Below are 17221 nucleotides of genomic sequence, written 5' to 3'. Positions count from 1 at the left end.
ATTCTGGCTTAATGATAAGTGCCATGATTTATTTTGCAATAAATCACGGCTCCGAATCAGTAAAACCTAAGCGATCAGTCCAGTTTCAACTGAGGAACAACTTCGCGGACAGTTGCCAGATAAGTACTGCGATCTTTACCTGTCAGCCCTTCGGTACGCGGCAATTTGGCGGTCAGAGGATTGACGGCCAGCTGGTTAATCCACATTTCGAAATGCAGATGCGGGCCGGTGGAACGGCCGGTATTACCGGAAAGCGCAATACGATCGCCACGTTTCACTTTCTGACCCGGCTTCACCAGAAGTTTACGCAGGTGCATATAACGGGTCATGTACTGACGACCATGACGGATAGCGACATAGTTGCCGGCCGCACCGCCATTTTTCGCCATAACCACTTCGCCGTCGCCGACCGCAAGAACCGGTGTACCGACTGGCACGGCGAAATCGACACCACGGTGTGGCGCGACGCGACCCGTGACCGGATTCAAACGGCGCGGGTTAAAGTTTGAGGAAACGCGATACTGTTTGCCGGTCGGGAAACGCAGGAAACCTTTCGCCAGCCCGCTGCCGGTACGGTCATAGAATTTACCGTCTTCCGCACGCACGGCGTAATAATCTTTGCCGCCGGAACGCATATGCACTGCCTGCAATTCACTTTGCTCGTTTTTCCCATCCAGCACTTCGTGGGACATCAGCACCGCGAAATCATCGCCTTTCTGCAATTTACGGAAATCGAGCTGCCACTGGAGCGCTTTGATAACCGCACTGGCTTCACCGCTGGTCAGCCCCGCCGCTTTGGCGCTGGTCACAAAACTGCCGTTCAGCGTACCTTTCATGACCGAGTCTTTCCACTCGCCTTTCAGCGTTTCCAGTGAAGATTTGAAGGTGTTGCCCGAGCGGTCAAACGTGTACGTTTCACGGCGGGATTTCTCCCACGTCAGGCGCTGTAAATCACCCGCGTCGTTCAACGTCCATGACAGTTGCTGACCGATTTTCAGGTTACGCAAATCACGGTTAGCGTCCGACAGCGCAGCGATTTCTGACATATCTATGCCGTACTGATTGAGAATGCTGCTGAGGGTATCGCCGGTGGAAACCACATATTCATGAACGCCCGCTTCGTTCGCGGTTTTATCGTCCAGATCGTCCTGAGGAATATCGTCGTCAGCGGGAGGCGACTGATCGATAGGTTCACTGGCTTCGGGAAGCAGCGAACGCAATTGCTGGTTGTCTAACGTGATGTTTTTAACCAGCGGTTTGGTATCGGAGAGGTCATTGTCCGGGTGATAGGCTAACGGTTTCCAGACGGCGACGGCCAGTGTGATGACGGTCAGCGACCCCAGCATAATGCGGTGGGGCCGTGGAAGGTTGCTATACGCCAGAGCGATAGATCGGGCTATCAGCTGCACTTAAATTCTGTCCTTTTAGCTTACTTCAGGCAGCTCAGATACTGGTTCGTCAGCTGTGACAGGAAGTTCACGTAGCTGTCCGCACCCAGTACAATGCCGCTCCCCAGCGGATCCAATGTGCCCATACGCACTTTTGTTCCCTGGGCAACAGCCGTTATGACGGCTGGCCTGAATTGTGGCTCAGCAAAAACGCAGGTCGCTTTTTGCTCAACCAACTGTGTTCGAATGAGATGTAAACGCTGTGCGCCAGGTTGTATTTCGGGATTGATCGTGAAGTGACCAAGTGGCGAAAGGCCGAAGTGTTTCTCAAAGTAGCCGTAGGCATCGTGAAAAACAAAATATCCCTTACCCTGAACAGGTTGCAGAATACTACCAAGGTTTTTGTCAGCTTTTGTCAATTCATCTTCAAAATGCGACAAATTTGCATCTAATTGTTGCTTTTTCTGCGGCATGAGCGCTACGAGCTTGTCATGAATAACAATGGCGGTCTCGCGGGCGATTTCCGGCGACAGCCAGACGTGCATATTATATTCACCGTGATGATGATTGCCGTCGTCATGATCGTGGTCATGTTCATCATCATCGCTGCCTTTGATCAGCATCGGTTTCACTGCCGGAAGTGCAGCGATTTCCACCTGACGGTTCGGCGGGAGCTGCGCAGCAGATTTAGTCATGAAAGCTTCCATTTCCGGCCCCACCCACACCACCAGATCCGCGCTCCGCATGCGCTGAATGTCCGAAGGCCGCAGCGCAAAATCATGCGGCGACGCACCATCCGGCAATAATACTTCGGTCGGCATGACGCCGTCGGCAATCGCGGAGGCAATAAAACCCAGCGGACGAACGGAGGCCAGAACGGCGGCCTGAGCGCTGAAAACCGCACCGGAACTGAGGATTGCGGCGGCCAGTAACATCCGTTTAACGCTTTTTTTCTGTATCATGCGGGGTGAACTCATCTTCGTGTTGGGGGAAAACTGGTTATTTTTTGCGAAACGCAATATTATAACATCCGATTTGTTCTGCAAGACCCAATGACATGCCCACATTAGCTACGCTTCAAAATATCTCGGTCACTTTCGGTTCCCGCCGCGTGCTGTCCAACATCTCGCTGAGCCTGCAACCGGGGAAAATACTGACCCTGCTTGGCCCGAATGGCGCAGGGAAATCTACGTTAGTGCGCGTTGTGCTTGGCCTGATTGCGCCAACTGAAGGCACGATGACCTGCGAGCCGGGTTTACGCATCGGCTACGTTCCGCAAAAAATTCATCTTGATCCGACGATGCCGCTGACCGTCAGCCGGTTTATGCGCCTGAAACCTGGTGTGAAAAAAAGCGACATTTTGCCTGCGCTGAAACGGGTTCAGGCGGCGCATCTTCTCGATCAGCCGATGCAAAAACTGTCCGGTGGTGAGAACCAGCGCGTTTTGCTGGCGCGCGCGCTTCTGAATAGCCCGCAGCTTCTGGTGCTCGATGAACCGACGCAAGGCGTGGACGTCAACGGTCAGGTTGCGTTGTATAACCTGATCGACAACCTGCGCTGTGAGCTCGGTTGCGCCGTGCTGATGGTGTCGCACGACCTGCATCTGGTGATGGCGAAAACTGACGAAGTTTTGTGCCTGAATCAGCACATCTGCTGTTCCGGCTCGCCGGAAGTGGTGTCCACGCACCCTGAATTTATTGCCATGTTTGGCAACCGGGGCGCGGAGCAACTGGCGATTTACCGTCACAACCATAATCATCGCCACGACTTAAAAGGGAAGATTATTTTGCGCAACACCGGAGGTCGTGACGCATGATCGCGCTGTTATTACCCGGCTGGATCGCCGGTGTTTTGCTGGCGATTGCCGCCGGTCCGCTGGGCTCTTTTGTCGTCTGGCGTCGTATGTCTTATTTCGGCGATACGCTGGCTCACGCGTCATTGCTCGGCGTCGCGTTTGGCCTGCTGCTCAACGTTAATCCGTTTTACACCGTGATCGCCGTGACTTTGCTGCTGGCGGTTTTACTCGTGGCGCTGGAACGCAAACCGCATCTGGCCGTCGATACCCTGCTGGGGATTATGGCGCACAGCGCATTATCACTCGGCCTGGTGGTGGTCAGCCTGATGTCTGGTGTCCGCGTCGATCTGATGGCGTATTTGTTCGGGGATTTGCTGTCGGTGACGTACAGCGATATCTGGATGATTGCCGTCGGCGTTACCATCGTGATTGCGGTACTGTGCTGGCAATGGCGGGCGCTCCTTTCCATGACCATCAGCCCGGAGCTGGCGCATGTCGATGGCGTAAACCTGCAACGGTCACGGATCATCCTGATGCTGGTGACGGCGCTGACCATCGGTCTGGCGATGAAATTCGTCGGTGCGCTGATCATCACGTCGCTGCTGATTATTCCTGCTGCCACGGCGCGCCGCTTTGCGAAAACGCCGGAGCAAATGGCGTCTGTCGCCATTGCAATTGGCATTATCGCCGTCACCGCAGGCCTGACGTTTTCGGCTTTTTACGACACACCTGCGGGCCCCTCCGTGGTGCTTTCCGCCGCCGTGCTGTTTATGCTCAGCCTCGGCAAAAAGCAGATTGCCTGACGGCAACGTTGTTGCAGAAAAAGCAGATAAAAAAGCGGACGCCCTGAGCGTCCGTTTTCATTGGTACCTCTTCTGTTATTCTTTTTGCGCCCTCGCCGCCTGTCTCGCCTGACGCCAGTGCAGCACCGGCGACACCGTCAGCCCGTGGATAACCACGCTGGCAACAATCACCGTAAACGCAATATTGGTCATATAATTGGCGTCTGCGCCGTGCAGGCCGTGTGTCCAGGCGTAGGCGATGTAATTCATACTGCCGATCCCGCGGATGCCAAACCAGCCAATCATCAGCCGCCGTCCATGCGGCACGCGGATGCCCAGCGTCGTAAGATAAACGGCCAGCGGGCGGATAACGATAAACAGTATGGCGGCAATCAGCAGGCCCATCGGCTCCCAGTGTTCCGCCAGGGTAATCCCCAGCACCATCACAATCCCGGCGGCAAACAGCCGTTCGATGGTATCCCCGAATGACAGCGCATCGCCGACCATCAGCCCGATAGAGTTTCGCGGCATTTCCGCCTGCATACTGTGGCGCTGGTGTGGATTCACCATGTCTTCGGCCGGAGGTGGCCGCCGCCCTTCTTCCAGATCGTCCGGCGGATACAGCGACACCACACGCACTTCGGCGCGGCGCAAACCGACACCCGCCGCGAAAGCGGCCAGGAAACCCGAGGCATCCAGACTTTGTGCCGTCGCATAACTCAGCGCAATCAGCGCCAGCGCCAGAAAATCACTCGGCGCAACCGTGCGCTGCCGGCTGTGAAAACGCGTGGCGCTTAACCCGACCAGTTTCCCCATCGCGAATCCGATGCCCAGCCCGCCGAGCAGCGCCCAGACGACATCGCGCCACGCCCAGTGCCAGATCGCTTCAGACGACAACCCTTCGTGCGCGGTGAATAACATCAATGCCAGCATCAGAACCGGCAGCGCCGAGCCGTCGTTCATCCCCGCTTCGCTCGACAACGCAACCCGCAGACCGTCATCGTCATTTGCATCGTTGACCGCAATCATGCTCGCCAGAACCGGATCCGTCGGGGCGATAATCGCGCCCAGCGCCAGCGCCAGCGGCCAGGAAAGTCCGGTGAGGTAATGCGTAATCACAGTCACGCACAATACCGTCAGTAACATGGCGGGAAACGCCAGCACCGCACCCACGCGCCAGCTCTGCGAACGGAAAGGTAAACGGAGTTTAAGGCCGGTAATGAAGAGCGAAGCCGCCATCGCGATTTCGGTAAAACGCGCGGTCAGCGTGGAATACGCCACCAGATCGACGTGCAGTAAATCCAGAACCCAGGGGCCGCACACCACACCTGCGGCGAGATACAACCCAAACGTCGTCACCGGCCCGCGGGAAATCCATCCCGACGCCAGAGACATTATTAACAACAATCCGCCGACTGCGGCGGTCCATCCCAAAAAACCCATGTTTCATCCTTTTAAAATGCCATCGTGTAAGCGTAGTACATCGCAAAATTCAGACGTTATCGGGCACAAAAGGCGCGGCAAAAGCGGAAACTGTGCGCTAGACTCCTTTCCTGTTTTGAAGATTGTTTTGACGATTATTGTGAAGAGTTATATCAAAAACGAAGGTGAAAAAATTGATTAAATACAGCGTGCTATATCCCAACATCAAAAACGGAACCTTTGATCATGCCTATTACCGCGACGTGCATTTACCGCTGATTAAAAGCCGCATGGGCGCGTTTTGCCATTCTTATGCGATCGATAAAATCCCTGAAAATGCCCCTGCGGACGCCCCGTTTATTGCGGCATGCCACATCTACTGCAATTCGATGGAAGACTTTGAACAAGGCATGAAAGATAACGCGGCTGACTTTGTGGCAGACGTGGCGAACTTCACCAATATCGAACCCGTTAAGATGATTTTCGAGGTTGTTGTCTGATCAACTCCCTTCGTGCTTAAGATAAAAAAGGCGATAAACCTCAGCAGGTTTATCGCCTTTTTTAACGGGCTTTACGCGCCCTTCTACTACCGCCGGTCAGACTATTTGCTCAACAACCTTTTTATCGGCGTGCTCGGTTCACGCTTAATGGTATGCAAAAATACCTGCGCTTTATCGTTCGCCGCGTACTCCGCTGTCACACCAAAATCCTGCACCATCGCCCACTTTTCAAACAGGGCTTCATCACTTTCACGCATGAACCACAACATTCTCACCGCCGTCACGGCAACCTGAGGAATTTGCGTCACTGTCCCGTTGATCCACTTATTTAACGTACTGCGGGGCAACCCAAGCAGGATACACAATGCAGGCTGATCGATATTCAGCCGCTGAACGTAGTCCAAAAACTCATTTGCGTTATCTGCCATAGTCTTATCTCCACTTTTTAAAACCATACACATAGTACAGGAATCTCGTAGGGATTTCATTACGTCGCTATTCGCTACGAAAAATCCGAGTTTTCACCTCTTTAGAAGCACAAAACCGTGTCTGGCAGCTACAAATAAGCGCGCTAAGTGAAACAATTTCATGTAGCGGTTTAACTTTACGTTTCTTGACATAAGTCAAACGACCGTGAATGTGTGAAACAAGTCACATTCATCGTATGTATGCTTTTCGTAAGGAGACAAGAATAGCGTTCTGTTAACGCATTTATTTGTCGCTATTAGATACTTATTTCAATGTCGGAAAAAACTCATGAAAGCTCAGGCAACAGACCGTAACACTCAGATCGTTAATGCTTACATCGCAGGAAATCATAACAAATCGGAATTGGCGCGTTACTTCGGGGTATCGGCTTCGACTATTCGCCGTGTTTTAACGGCGGTCGCTGTTGCGGCTATGGCAGTCACTGCGGCTCCAGTTTCGGCTTCTGATGTTGACGTACAAAAACCTCAAACAGCAGCACCTACCGGCGTTCCTTCTCAGACGGAATTGAAAGCTCGTTTCGATGCTTTGAAAGCAGCGCAAGCCCAAGAAACATCACAGGATAATTCGCTGTCATCACTTCAGCATGATGTTAACTGGTCTAACAACAAGATTGATAATAACCACCATGCCATCATGGTTGCGCAAGTAGATATTGACAATAACGCGGCTAAAAATGTTGAACAGGACGCTGCGATTCAAACAGCTCAGGCGACTGCAACGCATGCCAGTATTAATGCTACCGCAGCGCTAAAAGGCAACTTTATCCAATCCGGGTTGATTAAGGCAAATCAGGATGCAATTGCCGATAACCGCAAAGACATCGACGATAACGCCGGTTTGATCCGTGCGACCGCGCATGGCGTTAATCAGAACAAAGATGCTATTGCAGCAAATAAAGATGAAATTGCTGAAGGCAAAGTAAAGCAGCTGGCTACTGATACCGACCAGGACAAAGCCACAAAAGCCGCTCAAAATGATATTGATGGCGCGAATGCTCGCGAAAATATCCGCCAGTCGGACCGCATTCAGGGAATGGTTGCCGCGCACGATGCAGCTCAGACTGCCTCGACAATTCAGGCATCTATCCCAGTCATTCAGCAAGACGACAACGCTCGCCTCACCCAAATGAATGCCGCCGCCACCAATGCCGAGGTGCATTCCCTGATCACCCAGCAAACGGCTGATCATCAGACCATTGAAAAACTTACCGCCACCCCTGCTCAGCAGCCGGTCATTCAGCAACAGGTTCGCTCCGCGTATTACGATGCACAAATCACGACGCTTAATGCCGAAGCAGAACAGAACCATGCCGAAGTGTTGTCAGAATCCCATGCACGTTATCAGGCGGATAAACAGGTTCTGTCTGACTCTGAGTCTTACACCAACCAGAAATTCAGTGATTTGAAATCTCAGGTTGATGACAACAAAAAAGAAGCCGCCGCAGGTTCCGCTTCTGCAATGGCTCAGGCCAATATCCCGCAGGTTCAGGAATCTCAGCAGTTTGCTGTCGGCGCAGGCATTGGTGGGTATGATTCTGAAAATGCCCTTTCCGTCGGCGCTTCGTTCCACGCAGGGCAAGCCACGATCGTCAAAATGACGGTTTCTGATGATTCACAGAGCAACGTCGGTTACGGCGCAGGCGTCAGCGTGGGCTGGTAAACACGTAATGATCCGTGGCTGGCAAACGTCAGCCACGGAATTTATTGAAAAAATACGATGGTCATTTTATGAAGAAAATTTTTGTATTCACCACGCTGATTCTCCTCGCCGGATGTTCAACTCAGGCTTCCCGAATGGCAGATTGCCAGGCGCAGGGGATCTCTAAAGACGCCTGCTATATTGCAGAGCAAAACCGCCAGACCGCTATCCAGAACACGGCGCTGAAGCAGGCAATGGAAAATGCGACGACACAATATGCGCAGACCGCCAAACGCGTTGTGCATGTGCGAATCAAAGGCATCGATATCAAAATCTTTCCCGCTGATAAACAGGGCTATATCGAAGGCACCACCGCCTTTCTTGATGAAGATAACGCGGACGCTCAGGTTTACCGCAAAGGCATCTTTACGGCGATCTACTATAAGCGCACGCATAAAGTGGTCCTGATGCGAAACGGACAGATTTATGGCAGGACGACCGTATGAAAAAACATCACACCGATCAGTTCAGACATTTACCCCCGGAGCAGCAATATACCTGCCTGAAAATGTTACAAAGGGTCGAGGAAACGCCGCTGACTCACGGTGTCACCGGCGTTGCCGTATCGGTGATGATGCGTGACGGTCACACGGCAACCCTCAGCAAATTCATCGCGAAACCCGATGAAGTCGCGGTGCTGGTGAGCTGGGAACCGGCAAATTAAGGAACCGCGAAACCATGAAAATCCTTATGAAATGCCTCATTACTTCTGTCCTCATAGCTGGCAGCGTTCAGGCACGAACCGTTCAGGTGGGTTTTTCGCCTGAAGGTTCTGCCCGCGCGCTGGTTCTGGACCTGATCAACCATGCGCATAAAAGCCTCAAAATGATGGCTTACGAGTTTACCGCGCATGACATAGTCGACGCGCTGGATTCTGCCGCCGGGCGCGGCGTTTCGGTGCAGGTCATCGTCGATAACCGCCAAAATATGCATAACGCGAAAGCGCTGCATAATATTGCGGATGCCTCAGCGCATGGCGTTCAGATACGCGTCGATAAGCACTTCCACATTCAGCACGACAAAGTGATCATCGCAGACAGCGACGCCGTAGAAACCGGTTCATTCAATGACTCGGAAACAGCCGAAAAGACCAACAGCGAAAATGTCGTTGTCCTGCGCGGAATACCAGACATTACGAAACAATATCAGCAACATTTTGTGAGCCGCTGGACGTTGTCGGAAAACGTGAAGTGATGATCTGTCCTACTCTTTAGTGGTGCAAACAGACAGATGAGCAAAATACGCAACAAACACACCCTCATGAGGAGTTGAAAATGGCAAAAGTACTGGTTCTTTATCATTCCATGTATGGTCATATTGAAACGATGGCACAAAGTGTTGCGGAAGGCGCACGCAGCGTTCCCGGTGTTGAAGTCACGGTAAAACGTGTGCCGGAAACCATTCCTGAAGAGGCGTTTAAAGCCGCAGGCGGGAAAACCGGACAAACAGCAGAGGTCGCATCACCGGCAGAACTTGCCGACTACGACGCCATAATCCTCGGCACGCCAACCCGTTTCGGGAATATGTCCAGCCAGATGCGCACCTTCCTCGATCAGACCGGTGGCTTATGGGCCAAAGGCGCTCTGGCAGGAAAAGTCGCCAGCGTATTCAGCTCAACCGGTACCGGCGGCGGTCAGGAAATGACGATTACCTCAACCTGGACCACCCTCGCCCACCACGGCATGATCATCGTCCCAATCGGTTACACCACCCCTGAATTATTCGACATTTCCCAGGTTCGTGGCGGTACACCTTATGGCGCGACCACGATTGCAGGCGGCGACGGTTCACGTCAGCCAAGCCCCGAAGAACTGCGTATTGCCGTGCATCAGGGTAAACACGTTGCCACCATTACCCAGAAGTTATTCAGCTAACGCGTAATATCTGCAAAAGGCGCAAATACTGTTTGCGCCTTAAATTCCTATTACGAGTAAGTCCAGTGCATCGAGCCTTGTATATCTCCAAATAAACCCCAAAAAAAACGGCCCTTGCGGACCGTTTTGTCTTGAGCGGAGATTACGCCCGTTTCAGTTATTTTCCACGCGACGCAATAATGTTTTCTGCAACATTGCGCGGTGCCTCGGCATAGTGATTGAACTCCATGCTGTAGGTTGCACGACCTTGCGACATCGACCGCAAAACGGTGGAGTAGCCGAACATCTCGGATAACGGCACTTCGGCTTTGATGATTTTACCGCCGCCGCCCGCTATCTCTTCCATGCCCTGAACCGTACCGCGACGTGAAGATAAATCACCCATCACGCCACCGGCGTACTCTTCCGGGGTTTCCACTTCCACTTTCATCATCGGTTCGAGGATCACCGGATCCGCACGTTTGGCTGCTTCTTTGAAACCAAAGATGGCCGCCATTTTGAACGCCATTTCCGAAGAATCGACCTCATGGTATGAACCGAACGTCAGCGTGACTTTCACGTCCACCACCGGATACCCGGCCAGAATGCCGTTGTTCAGCGCTTCCGTGACCCCTTTTTCGACCGCAGGAATGTAGTCGCGCGGTACGACGCCGCCTTTGGTCGCATCGACAAACTCAAAGCCGGTGCCCGCCGGCAACGGTTCGAGCGTGAAGACAACGTGGCCGTACTGGCCTTTACCGCCTGACTGACGCACAAATTTCCCTTCGACATCCTGCACGGTTTTACGCACGGTTTCGCGGTACGTGACCTGCGGTTTACCGATGTTGGCTTCCACGCCGAACTCGCGTTTCATGCGGTCAACGATGATTTCGAGATGCAACTCGCCCATCCCGGAAATAATAGTCTGGCCGGATTCCTCATCGGTGCGGATGCGGAACGACGGATCTTCCGACGCCAGCCGCGACAGCGCGATCCCCATTTTTTCCTGGTCGGCCTTGGTCTTCGGTTCAATCGCCTGCGAAATCACCGGATCCGGGAACTCCATGCGCACCAGCGTAATAATGTCGCTCGGGTCGCACAGCGTTTCACCGGTGGTGACATCTTTCAGGCCCACACAGGCCGCGATATCACCGGCGCGGATTTCATCTATCTCGATGCGGTCATTGGCGTGCATCTGCACAATACGTCCGATACGTTCTTTCTTGCCGCGCACCGGATTGTAGACGCTGTCGCCTTTTTTCAGCACGCCGGAATAAACGCGGACAAACGTCAACTGGCCGACGTACGGGTCGGTCATCAGTTTGAACGCCAGCGCCGAGAACTTCTCGTTATCGTCGGAATGACGGAACACGTCGTTGCCGTCTTCGTCCGTACCGGCAACCGGCGGAATATCCAGCGGCGACGGCATCAGTTCGACCACGGCGTCGAGCATGCGCTGAACACCTTTATTCTTGAACGCACTGCCGCACAGCATCGGCTGGATTTCACCGGCGATGGTGCGCAGACGCAGACCCAGGGTAATTTCATCCTCGGTCAGCGTGCCTTCTTCGAGATATTTATCCATCAGCTCATCGTTGGCTTCCGCCGCCGCTGAGATCATTTTTTCGCGCCATTCTTCCGCCAGCGCCTGCAAATCGGCCGGGATCGGTTCATAGGTAAACGTCATACCCTGCGTTTCGTCATCCCACAAAATGGCGCGCATCTTGCGCAGATCGACCACACCGGTGAAATGCTCTTCGCTGCCAATCGGAATGACAATCGGCACCGGATTGGCTTTCAGGCGGTCCACCATCATCTGGCGAACGCGGAAGAAGTCTGCACCCTGACGGTCCATTTTGTTGACGAAGGCCAGACGCGGCACTTTGTATTTATTCGCCTGACGCCAGACGGTTTCAGACTGTGGCTGCACGCCGCCCACGGCGTCGTACACCATTACCGCACCGTCAAGCACACGCATGGAACGTTCCACTTCAATGGTGAAATCCACGTGCCCCGGCGTGTCGATAATATTAATGCGATGCTCATCGAACGAGTGATCCATCCCGCGCCAGAAACAGGTCACCGCAGCGGACGTAATGGTAATGCCGCGTTCCTGTTCCTGAGCCATCCAGTCTGTGGTCGCACCGCCGTCATGCACTTCTCCCAGCTTATGGTTCATGCCGGTATAGAAAAGAATACGCTCGGTGGTGGTGGTTTTACCTGCGTCGATGTGTGCTGAGATACCGATATTACGGTAGCGCTCGATTGGCGTTTTGCGAGCCATATAACGTCCTTACTGGTTGATGGCTAAGTTGGCGGAGAGTGGTTTCACATCCCGTCACAAAGTTGAGTTAAGAAATAATCTGACGACTAAAATTCATAATGCGGAGAGTATACTACAATTGTACGTGTATAGTCGTACAATAATTTTATTCTATTGATGAAATTGGTCAGAGGCCGTCGCGTTGTACAGCAGCAGACGGATAAGCTATATTGCGCGGCCGCGTTAACACACCTCTAAGTAAGGAAAGTCCGATGATAGCCAACCACCCTGAACGCGAGCAGATTCGTCTCGAAAATGTGCTGACTGCGCTGGGAAATCCGCTACGTCTGGCGGTGATCCGCACCTTAGCGAAAGGCGGCGAACACCCGTGCGGCACCCTGTTGCAGGGCTTATCGAAATCGACGCTGACTCACCACTGGCGCGTGCTGCGTGACAGCGGCATGATCTGGCAGCGCCCGGACGGACGCGCTAACTTACTGTCGCTGCGCCGTGAAGATCTGGACGCCCGCTTCCCCGGCCTGCTCGACTGCCTGCTCAGCGCCATCGAATCCGACGGCATTACTATCGAATCCACGCAAAAACACATCTCCGAGCAACACCTTTAATCGCCGGCGAGCTGCTTGCTGACCAGCTGACAAAACGTACTAATTATAGACGATGCATGGCTGTCTTCCCGCCGGGCGAGATATAACGGCGCGCTGAGCTGCGTGCTGGCATCAAGCGGCAAAAACACCACGCCGTCGCCGCCCAGACGGGTCATAGACGCCGGAACAATTGACACGCCCAGCCCCGCACCGACCAGGCTCAGACACGATGTCAGCCGTGGCGCTTCCTGCACGATATGCGGGCTGAATCCGGCGCGGACATACGCCGCGAGTATCGCATCGTACAACCCCTGCCCGGCGCGACGGCGGTAAAGCACAAACGGCTCGTTGCTCAGTTCTTCGAGTTTCAGCGGCTGACCGTTTGCCCGTGCTGCCAGCCGGTGTCCGGCGGGAACGGCGACCCACATTGGCTCTTCCAGCACCTTTTCCATCTCCAGTTCCGGCATGTCTTTAACCGGCATACGCACAAACGCCACGTCAAGCTGCCCGGCTACCACGGCTTCCAGCAACTCGCCGCTGCCGCTTTCCTCGAGTTGCGTGCTGACCGACGGATAAATCTCGCGATACCGGCGCAGCAGCGCGGGCACAAACGTATGCAGCGCCGCCGAACTGGTGAACCCAATCCGGATGCGCCCCTGTTCTCCCTGCGCCGCGCGACGCATCGCCGCATTCAGTTGCTCCGCCCGCGCCAGCACCGCGCGCGCTTCCTGCAACAACACCTCACCGGCTTCGGTCGGGCTCACCCCGCGCGGCAAACGCTGCAACAAAGGCACGCCAAAATCCTGCTCCAGCCCCTGCAACAGGCGCGTCAGCGGCGGCTGCTGAATAAACAACAACTCCGCAGCGCGGGTAATACTGCCGGCTTCCACCACGGTGACAAAGGCGTTAAGCCGTTTCAGTTCGATCATTGCCATACTCACAGGGTATCTGTCCTCGCTATTAAAGGCATTAGACATCATGTCATGACAGCGCGCATGATCCGTAACGAAATTTACGCCTCTGGCGGCTTTGAATTATCTTTGAGGGAGAGTGTCGAGATGGCCGATTACACGCAGGAAAAAATCATGCTAACTACCGAAGACCAGACCGCGCCTGCACCCGATTGCGGGCAACTTTTCATGGGCTTTTTCGTTCTGGGCCTGACGGGTTTTGGTGGCGTATTGCCGATGGCGCGGCACATGCTGGTGGATAAGCGTCGCTGGCTGACCGCCGCGCAGTTCACTGAATTGCTCGGGCTGTGTCAGTTTTTGCCCGGCGGCAATATCATCAATTTGTCGGTCGCTTTGGGGATGGAATTTCGCGGGCTGCGCGGTGCGCTTTCCGCCATCCTCGGGCTGATCCTCGCGCCGACGATTTGCGTTGTGCTGCTCGGTCTGGTCTATGCGCGTTATCAGAATGAGCCGCTGGTGGAACATCTGTTCGCCGGTATGGCAGCAGCCGCGGCCGGTTTGCTGTTATCAACGGGGCTTAAAATGCTCGCGCCGCTGTGGGGAAAATGGCTGCAACTGGCATTGGTCGCCGTGGGCGTGATCGCCATCGCCGCGTTCCGTATGCCGATGCTGCCGGTCATGCTGGTGCTGGCACCGGTCAGTATTTTTATCTGCGCACGGAGTAAATTCTGATGGCCGTTTTACTCTCACTTGCCCTGCTGTTTACCGAGCTTTCCTTACTGGCGTTTGGCGGCGGAAATACCATCCTGCCTGAGATGCAGCGCGCGGTGGTGGATGTGCATCACTGGATGAGCGCGCAGGAATTCAGCGCCCTGTTTGCCCTGGCGCAGGCCGCGCCGGGCCCGAATATGATGATCGTGCCGCTGATTGGCTGGCAGGTCGCAGGATGGTCAGGATTACTGGTTTCCTCGCTGGCAAAATTCGGCCCGTCTTCCGTCGTGACGATTATCGTGATGGGCGGGTGGAAGCGCTATAAAGACCGGCCGTGGCGGCAGGTGATCCAGCGCGGTCTGGTGCCGGTGACCGTCGGGCTGGTGGTCTCCAGCGGATTACTCATCGCCAAAGCCTCCGCCACCACCATGACACTCGCCGGTGTGATTGCCGTGTGTACGCTGATGGCTCTGAACAAACGTATTCACCCGCTGTGGGTGCTGGCGGTGGGCGCGGTATTAGGGCTGGCGTTGGGTTGAATTATTGTGCGGGGCACAAAGCCCCCTATCATCTGTGGATTTTATTTGCGAACCCGATCGCAACATCCAGCCCGCAAATAGGTTATTGATTAAAGATTGAGTATCTATATATATCAATCATTAAGGATGATAATGAAGATTAAACCTCTGAGCCTTGCTGTTTATGCCCTGCTGCTTTCCGCCCCGCCCGTTTTTGCCACTGACACTCAGCCTGAACTCAGCCAGCGTGAAGCAACGCTGCTGACCGTTGACGGCCTGAAATTCAAGGATCTCAACCATTCAGGCATGCTGGAACCTTACGAGGACTGGCGGCTGACGCCTGAAGAACGTGCGGCGGATTTAGTCAAACGCATGACGCTGGAGGAAAAAGCGGGCGTGATGATGCACGGCTCCGCGCCGACGGCCAACAGCCCGATTGGTGCGGGAACGCACTACGATACTGACGCCGCGAAAAAGATGATTGCCGGTGCCAAAGTCAACAGCCTGATCACCCGTCTTTCGGCTGAAGATCCGGCCGTCATGGCCGAAGAGAACAATAAACTTCAGCAAATTGCCGAAGCGACGCGGCTGGGTATTCCGGTCACGATCAGCAGCGATCCGCGTAATTCCTTTGAATATCTGATTGGCGCGAGCACCTCATCCGGCAAATTCACCCAATGGCCGGAAACACTGGGGCTGGCGGCCATTGGGGATGAAAAAGTCACCCGCCGTTACGCCGATATTGTGCGTCAGGAATACCTGGCAGTCGGTATCCGTGAAGCCCTTTCACCGCAGGCCGATCTGGCAACCGAGCCACGCTGGGCGCGCATCAGCGGAACCTTTGGCGAAGATCCGGCCCGCGTGCATAATATGGTGCGCGGCTACATTGAAGGGATGCAAAACGGGGCCGACGGCCTGAACAGCGGCAGCGTCATTTCGGTGGTGAAGCACTGGGTCGGCTACGGCGCAGCGGAAAACGGCTACGACAGCCACAACGTCTATGGCAAGAACGCCGTTTTCCCCGGCAATAATCTGAAAGAACATATTTACCCGTTTACCGGCGCGTTTGAAGCGAAAGTCGCCAGCGTCATGCCCACCTATTCCATCCTGAAAAACGCCATGTTCGAAGGCAAACCGCTGGAACAGGTCGGTGCCGGGTTCAGCCATCAGTTGTTAAACGATATTTTACGCGGGCAATACGGCTTTAAAGGCGTGATCCTCAGCGACTGGCTGATTACCAATGATTGCAGAGACGAATGCATTAACGGCGCGCCGGAAGGAAAAGAACCGGTGCCGGGCGGCATGTCGTGGGGTGTGGAAAACCTGACGCCGCAGCAACGTTTCGTCAAAGCGGTGAAAGCCGGTGTCGATCAGTTTGGTGGCGTCACTGACTCACAGTTACTGGTGAACGCGGTCAACGAAAAACAACTGACAGAGCAACGTCTGGACGAATCCGTGACCCGCATTCTGGTGCAGAAATTCCAGACCGGCCTGTTTGAAAATCCGTATGTCGATGCACAAAAAGCCGTGCAAACCGTGGGCCGTGAGAGCTGGCAGAAAGAAGCGAATTCTGCGCAAGGACATTCGCTGGTGCTTCTGCAAAACAAAGATGAGATTTTGCCGCTAAAAAAAGGCAAAAAAATCTGGCTGTACGGCATCCAGGCGAAAGCGGCGCAGGCCGCAGGTTTCACCGTGGTGGATTCACCGGAAAAAGCCGATGTGGCGCTGATCCGCGCACAAGCGCCTTATGAGCAGCCGCATAAGCAGTGGTTCTTTGGCAAACGCCATCACGAAGGATCACTGGCGTTCAATGAGGACAATGCAGATTACCAGGCCATCGTGAAGGCCAGCAAATCCGTTCCAACGATCGTGACCGTTTATCTGGATCGCCCGGCCATTCTGACCAACGTGGTCGATAAAGCGAAAGCGGTGATCGGCAACTTTGGCGTTAATGATACCGTGCTGTTTACCCGCCTCACCGGTACGGAAGCCTTTACCGGAAAACTGCCTTTCGAGCTGCCTTCTTCCCTGGAAGCCGTTTTGAAACAGAAGTCAGATATGCCGCACGACAGCGAATCGCCGTTGTTTGATATTGGCTTCGGGCTGGCACGCTGATTTCTGATTAATTCCCCTGCCGTCCCGGCCTTTGCCGCGGACGGTTGTTCGAAAAATTTGTCTTATTCCTCCCGGTCATCCCGTCTGTTTGTAACAGAAATCCGACACCGCGCTTTGCCTTTTCCCCTCTGAACAATCAAAAAATCCATACCTTTCATGCGGATAAAATGT

Annotated in this window: 18 protein-coding genes; 12 read left to right on the top strand and 6 right to left on the bottom strand. The window is 54.1% G+C overall.

The window, feature by feature from the left end:
* Positions 1-74 precede the first annotated feature (74 nt).
* Together mepM and znuA are read right to left on the bottom strand one after the other, a co-directional pair.
* Positions 75-1409 carry a murein DD-endopeptidase MepM gene (gene mepM, locus BV494_RS04395; RefSeq protein WP_104921749.1) on the bottom strand — a complete coding sequence of 445 codons (1335 nt, stop codon included), beginning with the start codon at positions 1407-1409 and terminating at the stop codon, positions 75-77.
* Positions 1410-1429: 20 nt separating this feature from the next.
* Positions 1430-2350: a zinc ABC transporter substrate-binding protein ZnuA gene (gene znuA, locus BV494_RS04390; RefSeq protein WP_104921748.1), complete on the bottom strand. Its 921-nt coding sequence runs from the start codon at positions 2348-2350 to the stop codon at positions 1430-1432.
* 95 nt (positions 2351-2445) lie between these two features.
* On the opposite strand from znuA, the gene znuC reads away from it, so the two are divergent.
* A complete protein-coding gene (gene znuC / locus BV494_RS04385) occupies positions 2446-3204 on the top strand; it encodes a zinc ABC transporter ATP-binding protein ZnuC (protein WP_104921747.1) in 759 nt (252 codons plus the stop codon).
* On the top strand, positions 3201-3986 hold the full coding sequence (gene znuB, locus BV494_RS04380) for a zinc ABC transporter permease subunit ZnuB (protein ID WP_104921746.1): 786 nt from the start codon (positions 3201-3203) through the stop codon (positions 3984-3986). The genes znuC and znuB overlap by 4 nt, the downstream gene beginning before the upstream one ends.
* A gap of 75 nt (positions 3987-4061) precedes the next feature.
* Here znuB and BV494_RS04375 read toward each other — a convergent pair whose 3' ends face one another.
* On the bottom strand, positions 4062-5408 hold the full coding sequence (locus BV494_RS04375) for a cation:proton antiporter (protein ID WP_104921745.1): 1347 nt from the start codon (positions 5406-5408) through the stop codon (positions 4062-4064).
* Between the two features lie 173 nt (positions 5409-5581).
* Here BV494_RS04375 and BV494_RS04370 point away from each other — a divergent pair, with 173 nt between their 5' ends.
* Positions 5582-5887 (top strand): EthD family reductase, encoded by a 306-nt coding sequence (locus BV494_RS04370; protein WP_104921744.1) that lies wholly within the window; start codon positions 5582-5584, stop codon positions 5885-5887.
* A gap of 101 nt (positions 5888-5988) precedes the next feature.
* Here the strand turns inward: BV494_RS04370 and BV494_RS04365 are convergent, their stop codons facing one another.
* Positions 5989-6315 (bottom strand): hypothetical protein, encoded by a 327-nt coding sequence (locus BV494_RS04365; protein ID WP_104921743.1) that lies wholly within the window; start codon positions 6313-6315, stop codon positions 5989-5991.
* A gap of 328 nt (positions 6316-6643) precedes the next feature.
* Here BV494_RS04365 and BV494_RS26035 point away from each other — a divergent pair, with 328 nt between their 5' ends.
* From BV494_RS26035 to wrbA, 5 genes are all read left to right on the top strand, one after another.
* Positions 6644-8035 (top strand): YadA C-terminal domain-containing protein, encoded by a 1392-nt coding sequence (locus BV494_RS26035; RefSeq protein WP_226790022.1) that lies wholly within the window; start codon positions 6644-6646, stop codon positions 8033-8035.
* Positions 8036-8103: 68 nt separating this feature from the next.
* Positions 8104-8520, top strand: a complete 417-nt coding sequence (locus BV494_RS04355) for a hypothetical protein (protein ID WP_104924694.1) — start codon at positions 8104-8106, stop codon at positions 8518-8520.
* Positions 8517-8738, top strand: coding sequence for a hypothetical protein (locus tag BV494_RS04350; protein WP_104921742.1), 222 nt, complete (start codon positions 8517-8519; stop codon positions 8736-8738). Before BV494_RS04355 ends, BV494_RS04350 begins: the two co-directional genes overlap by 4 nt.
* 14 nt (positions 8739-8752) lie before the next feature.
* Positions 8753-9268: a phospholipase D family nuclease gene (locus BV494_RS04345; RefSeq protein WP_226790021.1), complete on the top strand. Its 516-nt coding sequence runs from the start codon at positions 8753-8755 to the stop codon at positions 9266-9268.
* Positions 9269-9348: 80 nt separating this feature from the next.
* Positions 9349-9948 (top strand): NAD(P)H:quinone oxidoreductase, encoded by a 600-nt coding sequence (wrbA, locus tag BV494_RS04340; protein ID WP_104921741.1) that lies wholly within the window; start codon positions 9349-9351, stop codon positions 9946-9948.
* 157 nt (positions 9949-10105) lie between these two features.
* On the opposite strand, the gene fusA is transcribed toward wrbA, so the two are convergent.
* The gene (gene fusA, locus BV494_RS04335; RefSeq protein WP_104921740.1) at positions 10106-12211 is read right to left on the bottom strand and encodes an elongation factor G; all 2106 of its coding nucleotides are present in this window, start codon (positions 12209-12211) and stop codon (positions 10106-10108) included.
* Positions 12212-12462: 251 nt separating this feature from the next.
* Between fusA and BV494_RS04330 the strand changes: the two genes are divergently transcribed.
* A complete protein-coding gene (locus tag BV494_RS04330; RefSeq protein WP_104921739.1) occupies positions 12463-12816 on the top strand; it encodes an ArsR/SmtB family transcription factor in 354 nt (117 codons plus the stop codon).
* Here BV494_RS04330 and BV494_RS04325 read toward each other — a convergent pair.
* Positions 12813-13730 carry a LysR family transcriptional regulator gene (locus tag BV494_RS04325; RefSeq protein ID WP_192938139.1) on the bottom strand — a complete coding sequence of 306 codons (918 nt, stop codon included), beginning with the start codon at positions 13728-13730 and terminating at the stop codon, positions 12813-12815. The two genes, BV494_RS04330 and BV494_RS04325, sit on opposite strands and share 4 nt — an antisense overlap.
* Before the next feature lie 150 nt (positions 13731-13880).
* Here BV494_RS04325 and BV494_RS04320 point away from each other — a divergent pair, with 150 nt between their 5' ends.
* The 3 genes from BV494_RS04320 to BV494_RS04310 all read left to right on the top strand — a co-directional run bounded on the left by BV494_RS04320 (position 13881) and on the right by BV494_RS04310 (position 17050).
* Complete coding sequence (locus BV494_RS04320) at positions 13881-14438, top strand: chromate transporter (protein ID WP_226790020.1); 558 nt, start codon at positions 13881-13883, stop codon at positions 14436-14438.
* On the top strand, positions 14438-14956 hold the full coding sequence (locus BV494_RS04315; protein ID WP_104921738.1) for a chromate transporter: 519 nt from the start codon (positions 14438-14440) through the stop codon (positions 14954-14956). The genes BV494_RS04320 and BV494_RS04315 overlap by 1 nt, the downstream gene beginning before the upstream one ends.
* A 132-nt stretch (positions 14957-15088) precedes the next feature.
* Entirely contained in the window at positions 15089-17050 is a 1962-nt protein-coding gene (locus tag BV494_RS04310) for a glycoside hydrolase family 3 protein (protein ID WP_104921737.1), read from the top strand.
* Positions 17051-17221: the final 171 nt, after the last annotated feature.

Source organism: Rahnella sikkimica (assembly GCF_002951615.1).
In the GTDB taxonomy this organism is placed as follows: Bacteria; Pseudomonadota; Gammaproteobacteria; order Enterobacterales; family Enterobacteriaceae; genus Rahnella; species Rahnella sikkimica.
The sequence above is the reverse complement of the archived record's forward strand: the minus strand, read 5'-3'. Positions and strand labels throughout refer to the sequence as shown.

What these genes read in the sequence shown, in the direction of transcription:
- znuA (WP_104921748.1), bottom strand. Translation starts at nt 2,350, where the DNA reads ATGATACAGAAAAAAAGCGTTAAACGGATGTTACTGGCCGCCGCAATC.
- znuC (WP_104921747.1), top strand. Translation starts at nt 2,446, where the DNA reads ATGCCCACATTAGCTACGCTTCAAAATATCTCGGTCACTTTCGGTTCC.
- znuB (WP_104921746.1), top strand. Translation starts at nt 3,201, where the DNA reads ATGATCGCGCTGTTATTACCCGGCTGGATCGCCGGTGTTTTGCTGGCG.
- BV494_RS04375 (WP_104921745.1), bottom strand. Translation starts at nt 5,408, where the DNA reads ATGGGTTTTTTGGGATGGACCGCCGCAGTCGGCGGATTGTTGTTAATA.
- BV494_RS04365 (WP_104921743.1), bottom strand. Translation starts at nt 6,315, where the DNA reads ATGGCAGATAACGCAAATGAGTTTTTGGACTACGTTCAGCGGCTGAAT.
- BV494_RS26035 (WP_226790022.1), top strand. Translation starts at nt 6,644, where the DNA reads ATGAAAGCTCAGGCAACAGACCGTAACACTCAGATCGTTAATGCTTAC.
- BV494_RS04355 (WP_104924694.1), top strand. Translation starts at nt 8,104, where the DNA reads ATGAAGAAAATTTTTGTATTCACCACGCTGATTCTCCTCGCCGGATGT.
- BV494_RS04350 (WP_104921742.1), top strand. Translation starts at nt 8,517, where the DNA reads ATGAAAAAACATCACACCGATCAGTTCAGACATTTACCCCCGGAGCAG.
- BV494_RS04345 (WP_226790021.1), top strand. Translation starts at nt 8,753, where the DNA reads ATGAAAATCCTTATGAAATGCCTCATTACTTCTGTCCTCATAGCTGGC.
- wrbA (WP_104921741.1), top strand. Translation starts at nt 9,349, where the DNA reads ATGGCAAAAGTACTGGTTCTTTATCATTCCATGTATGGTCATATTGAA.
- fusA (WP_104921740.1), bottom strand. Translation starts at nt 12,211, where the DNA reads ATGGCTCGCAAAACGCCAATCGAGCGCTACCGTAATATCGGTATCTCA.
- BV494_RS04330 (WP_104921739.1), top strand. Translation starts at nt 12,463, where the DNA reads ATGATAGCCAACCACCCTGAACGCGAGCAGATTCGTCTCGAAAATGTG.
- BV494_RS04325 (WP_192938139.1), bottom strand. Translation starts at nt 13,730, where the DNA reads ATGGCAATGATCGAACTGAAACGGCTTAACGCCTTTGTCACCGTGGTG.
- BV494_RS04320 (WP_226790020.1), top strand. Translation starts at nt 13,881, where the DNA reads ATGCTAACTACCGAAGACCAGACCGCGCCTGCACCCGATTGCGGGCAA.
- BV494_RS04315 (WP_104921738.1), top strand. Translation starts at nt 14,438, where the DNA reads ATGGCCGTTTTACTCTCACTTGCCCTGCTGTTTACCGAGCTTTCCTTA.
- BV494_RS04310 (WP_104921737.1), top strand. Translation starts at nt 15,089, where the DNA reads ATGAAGATTAAACCTCTGAGCCTTGCTGTTTATGCCCTGCTGCTTTCC.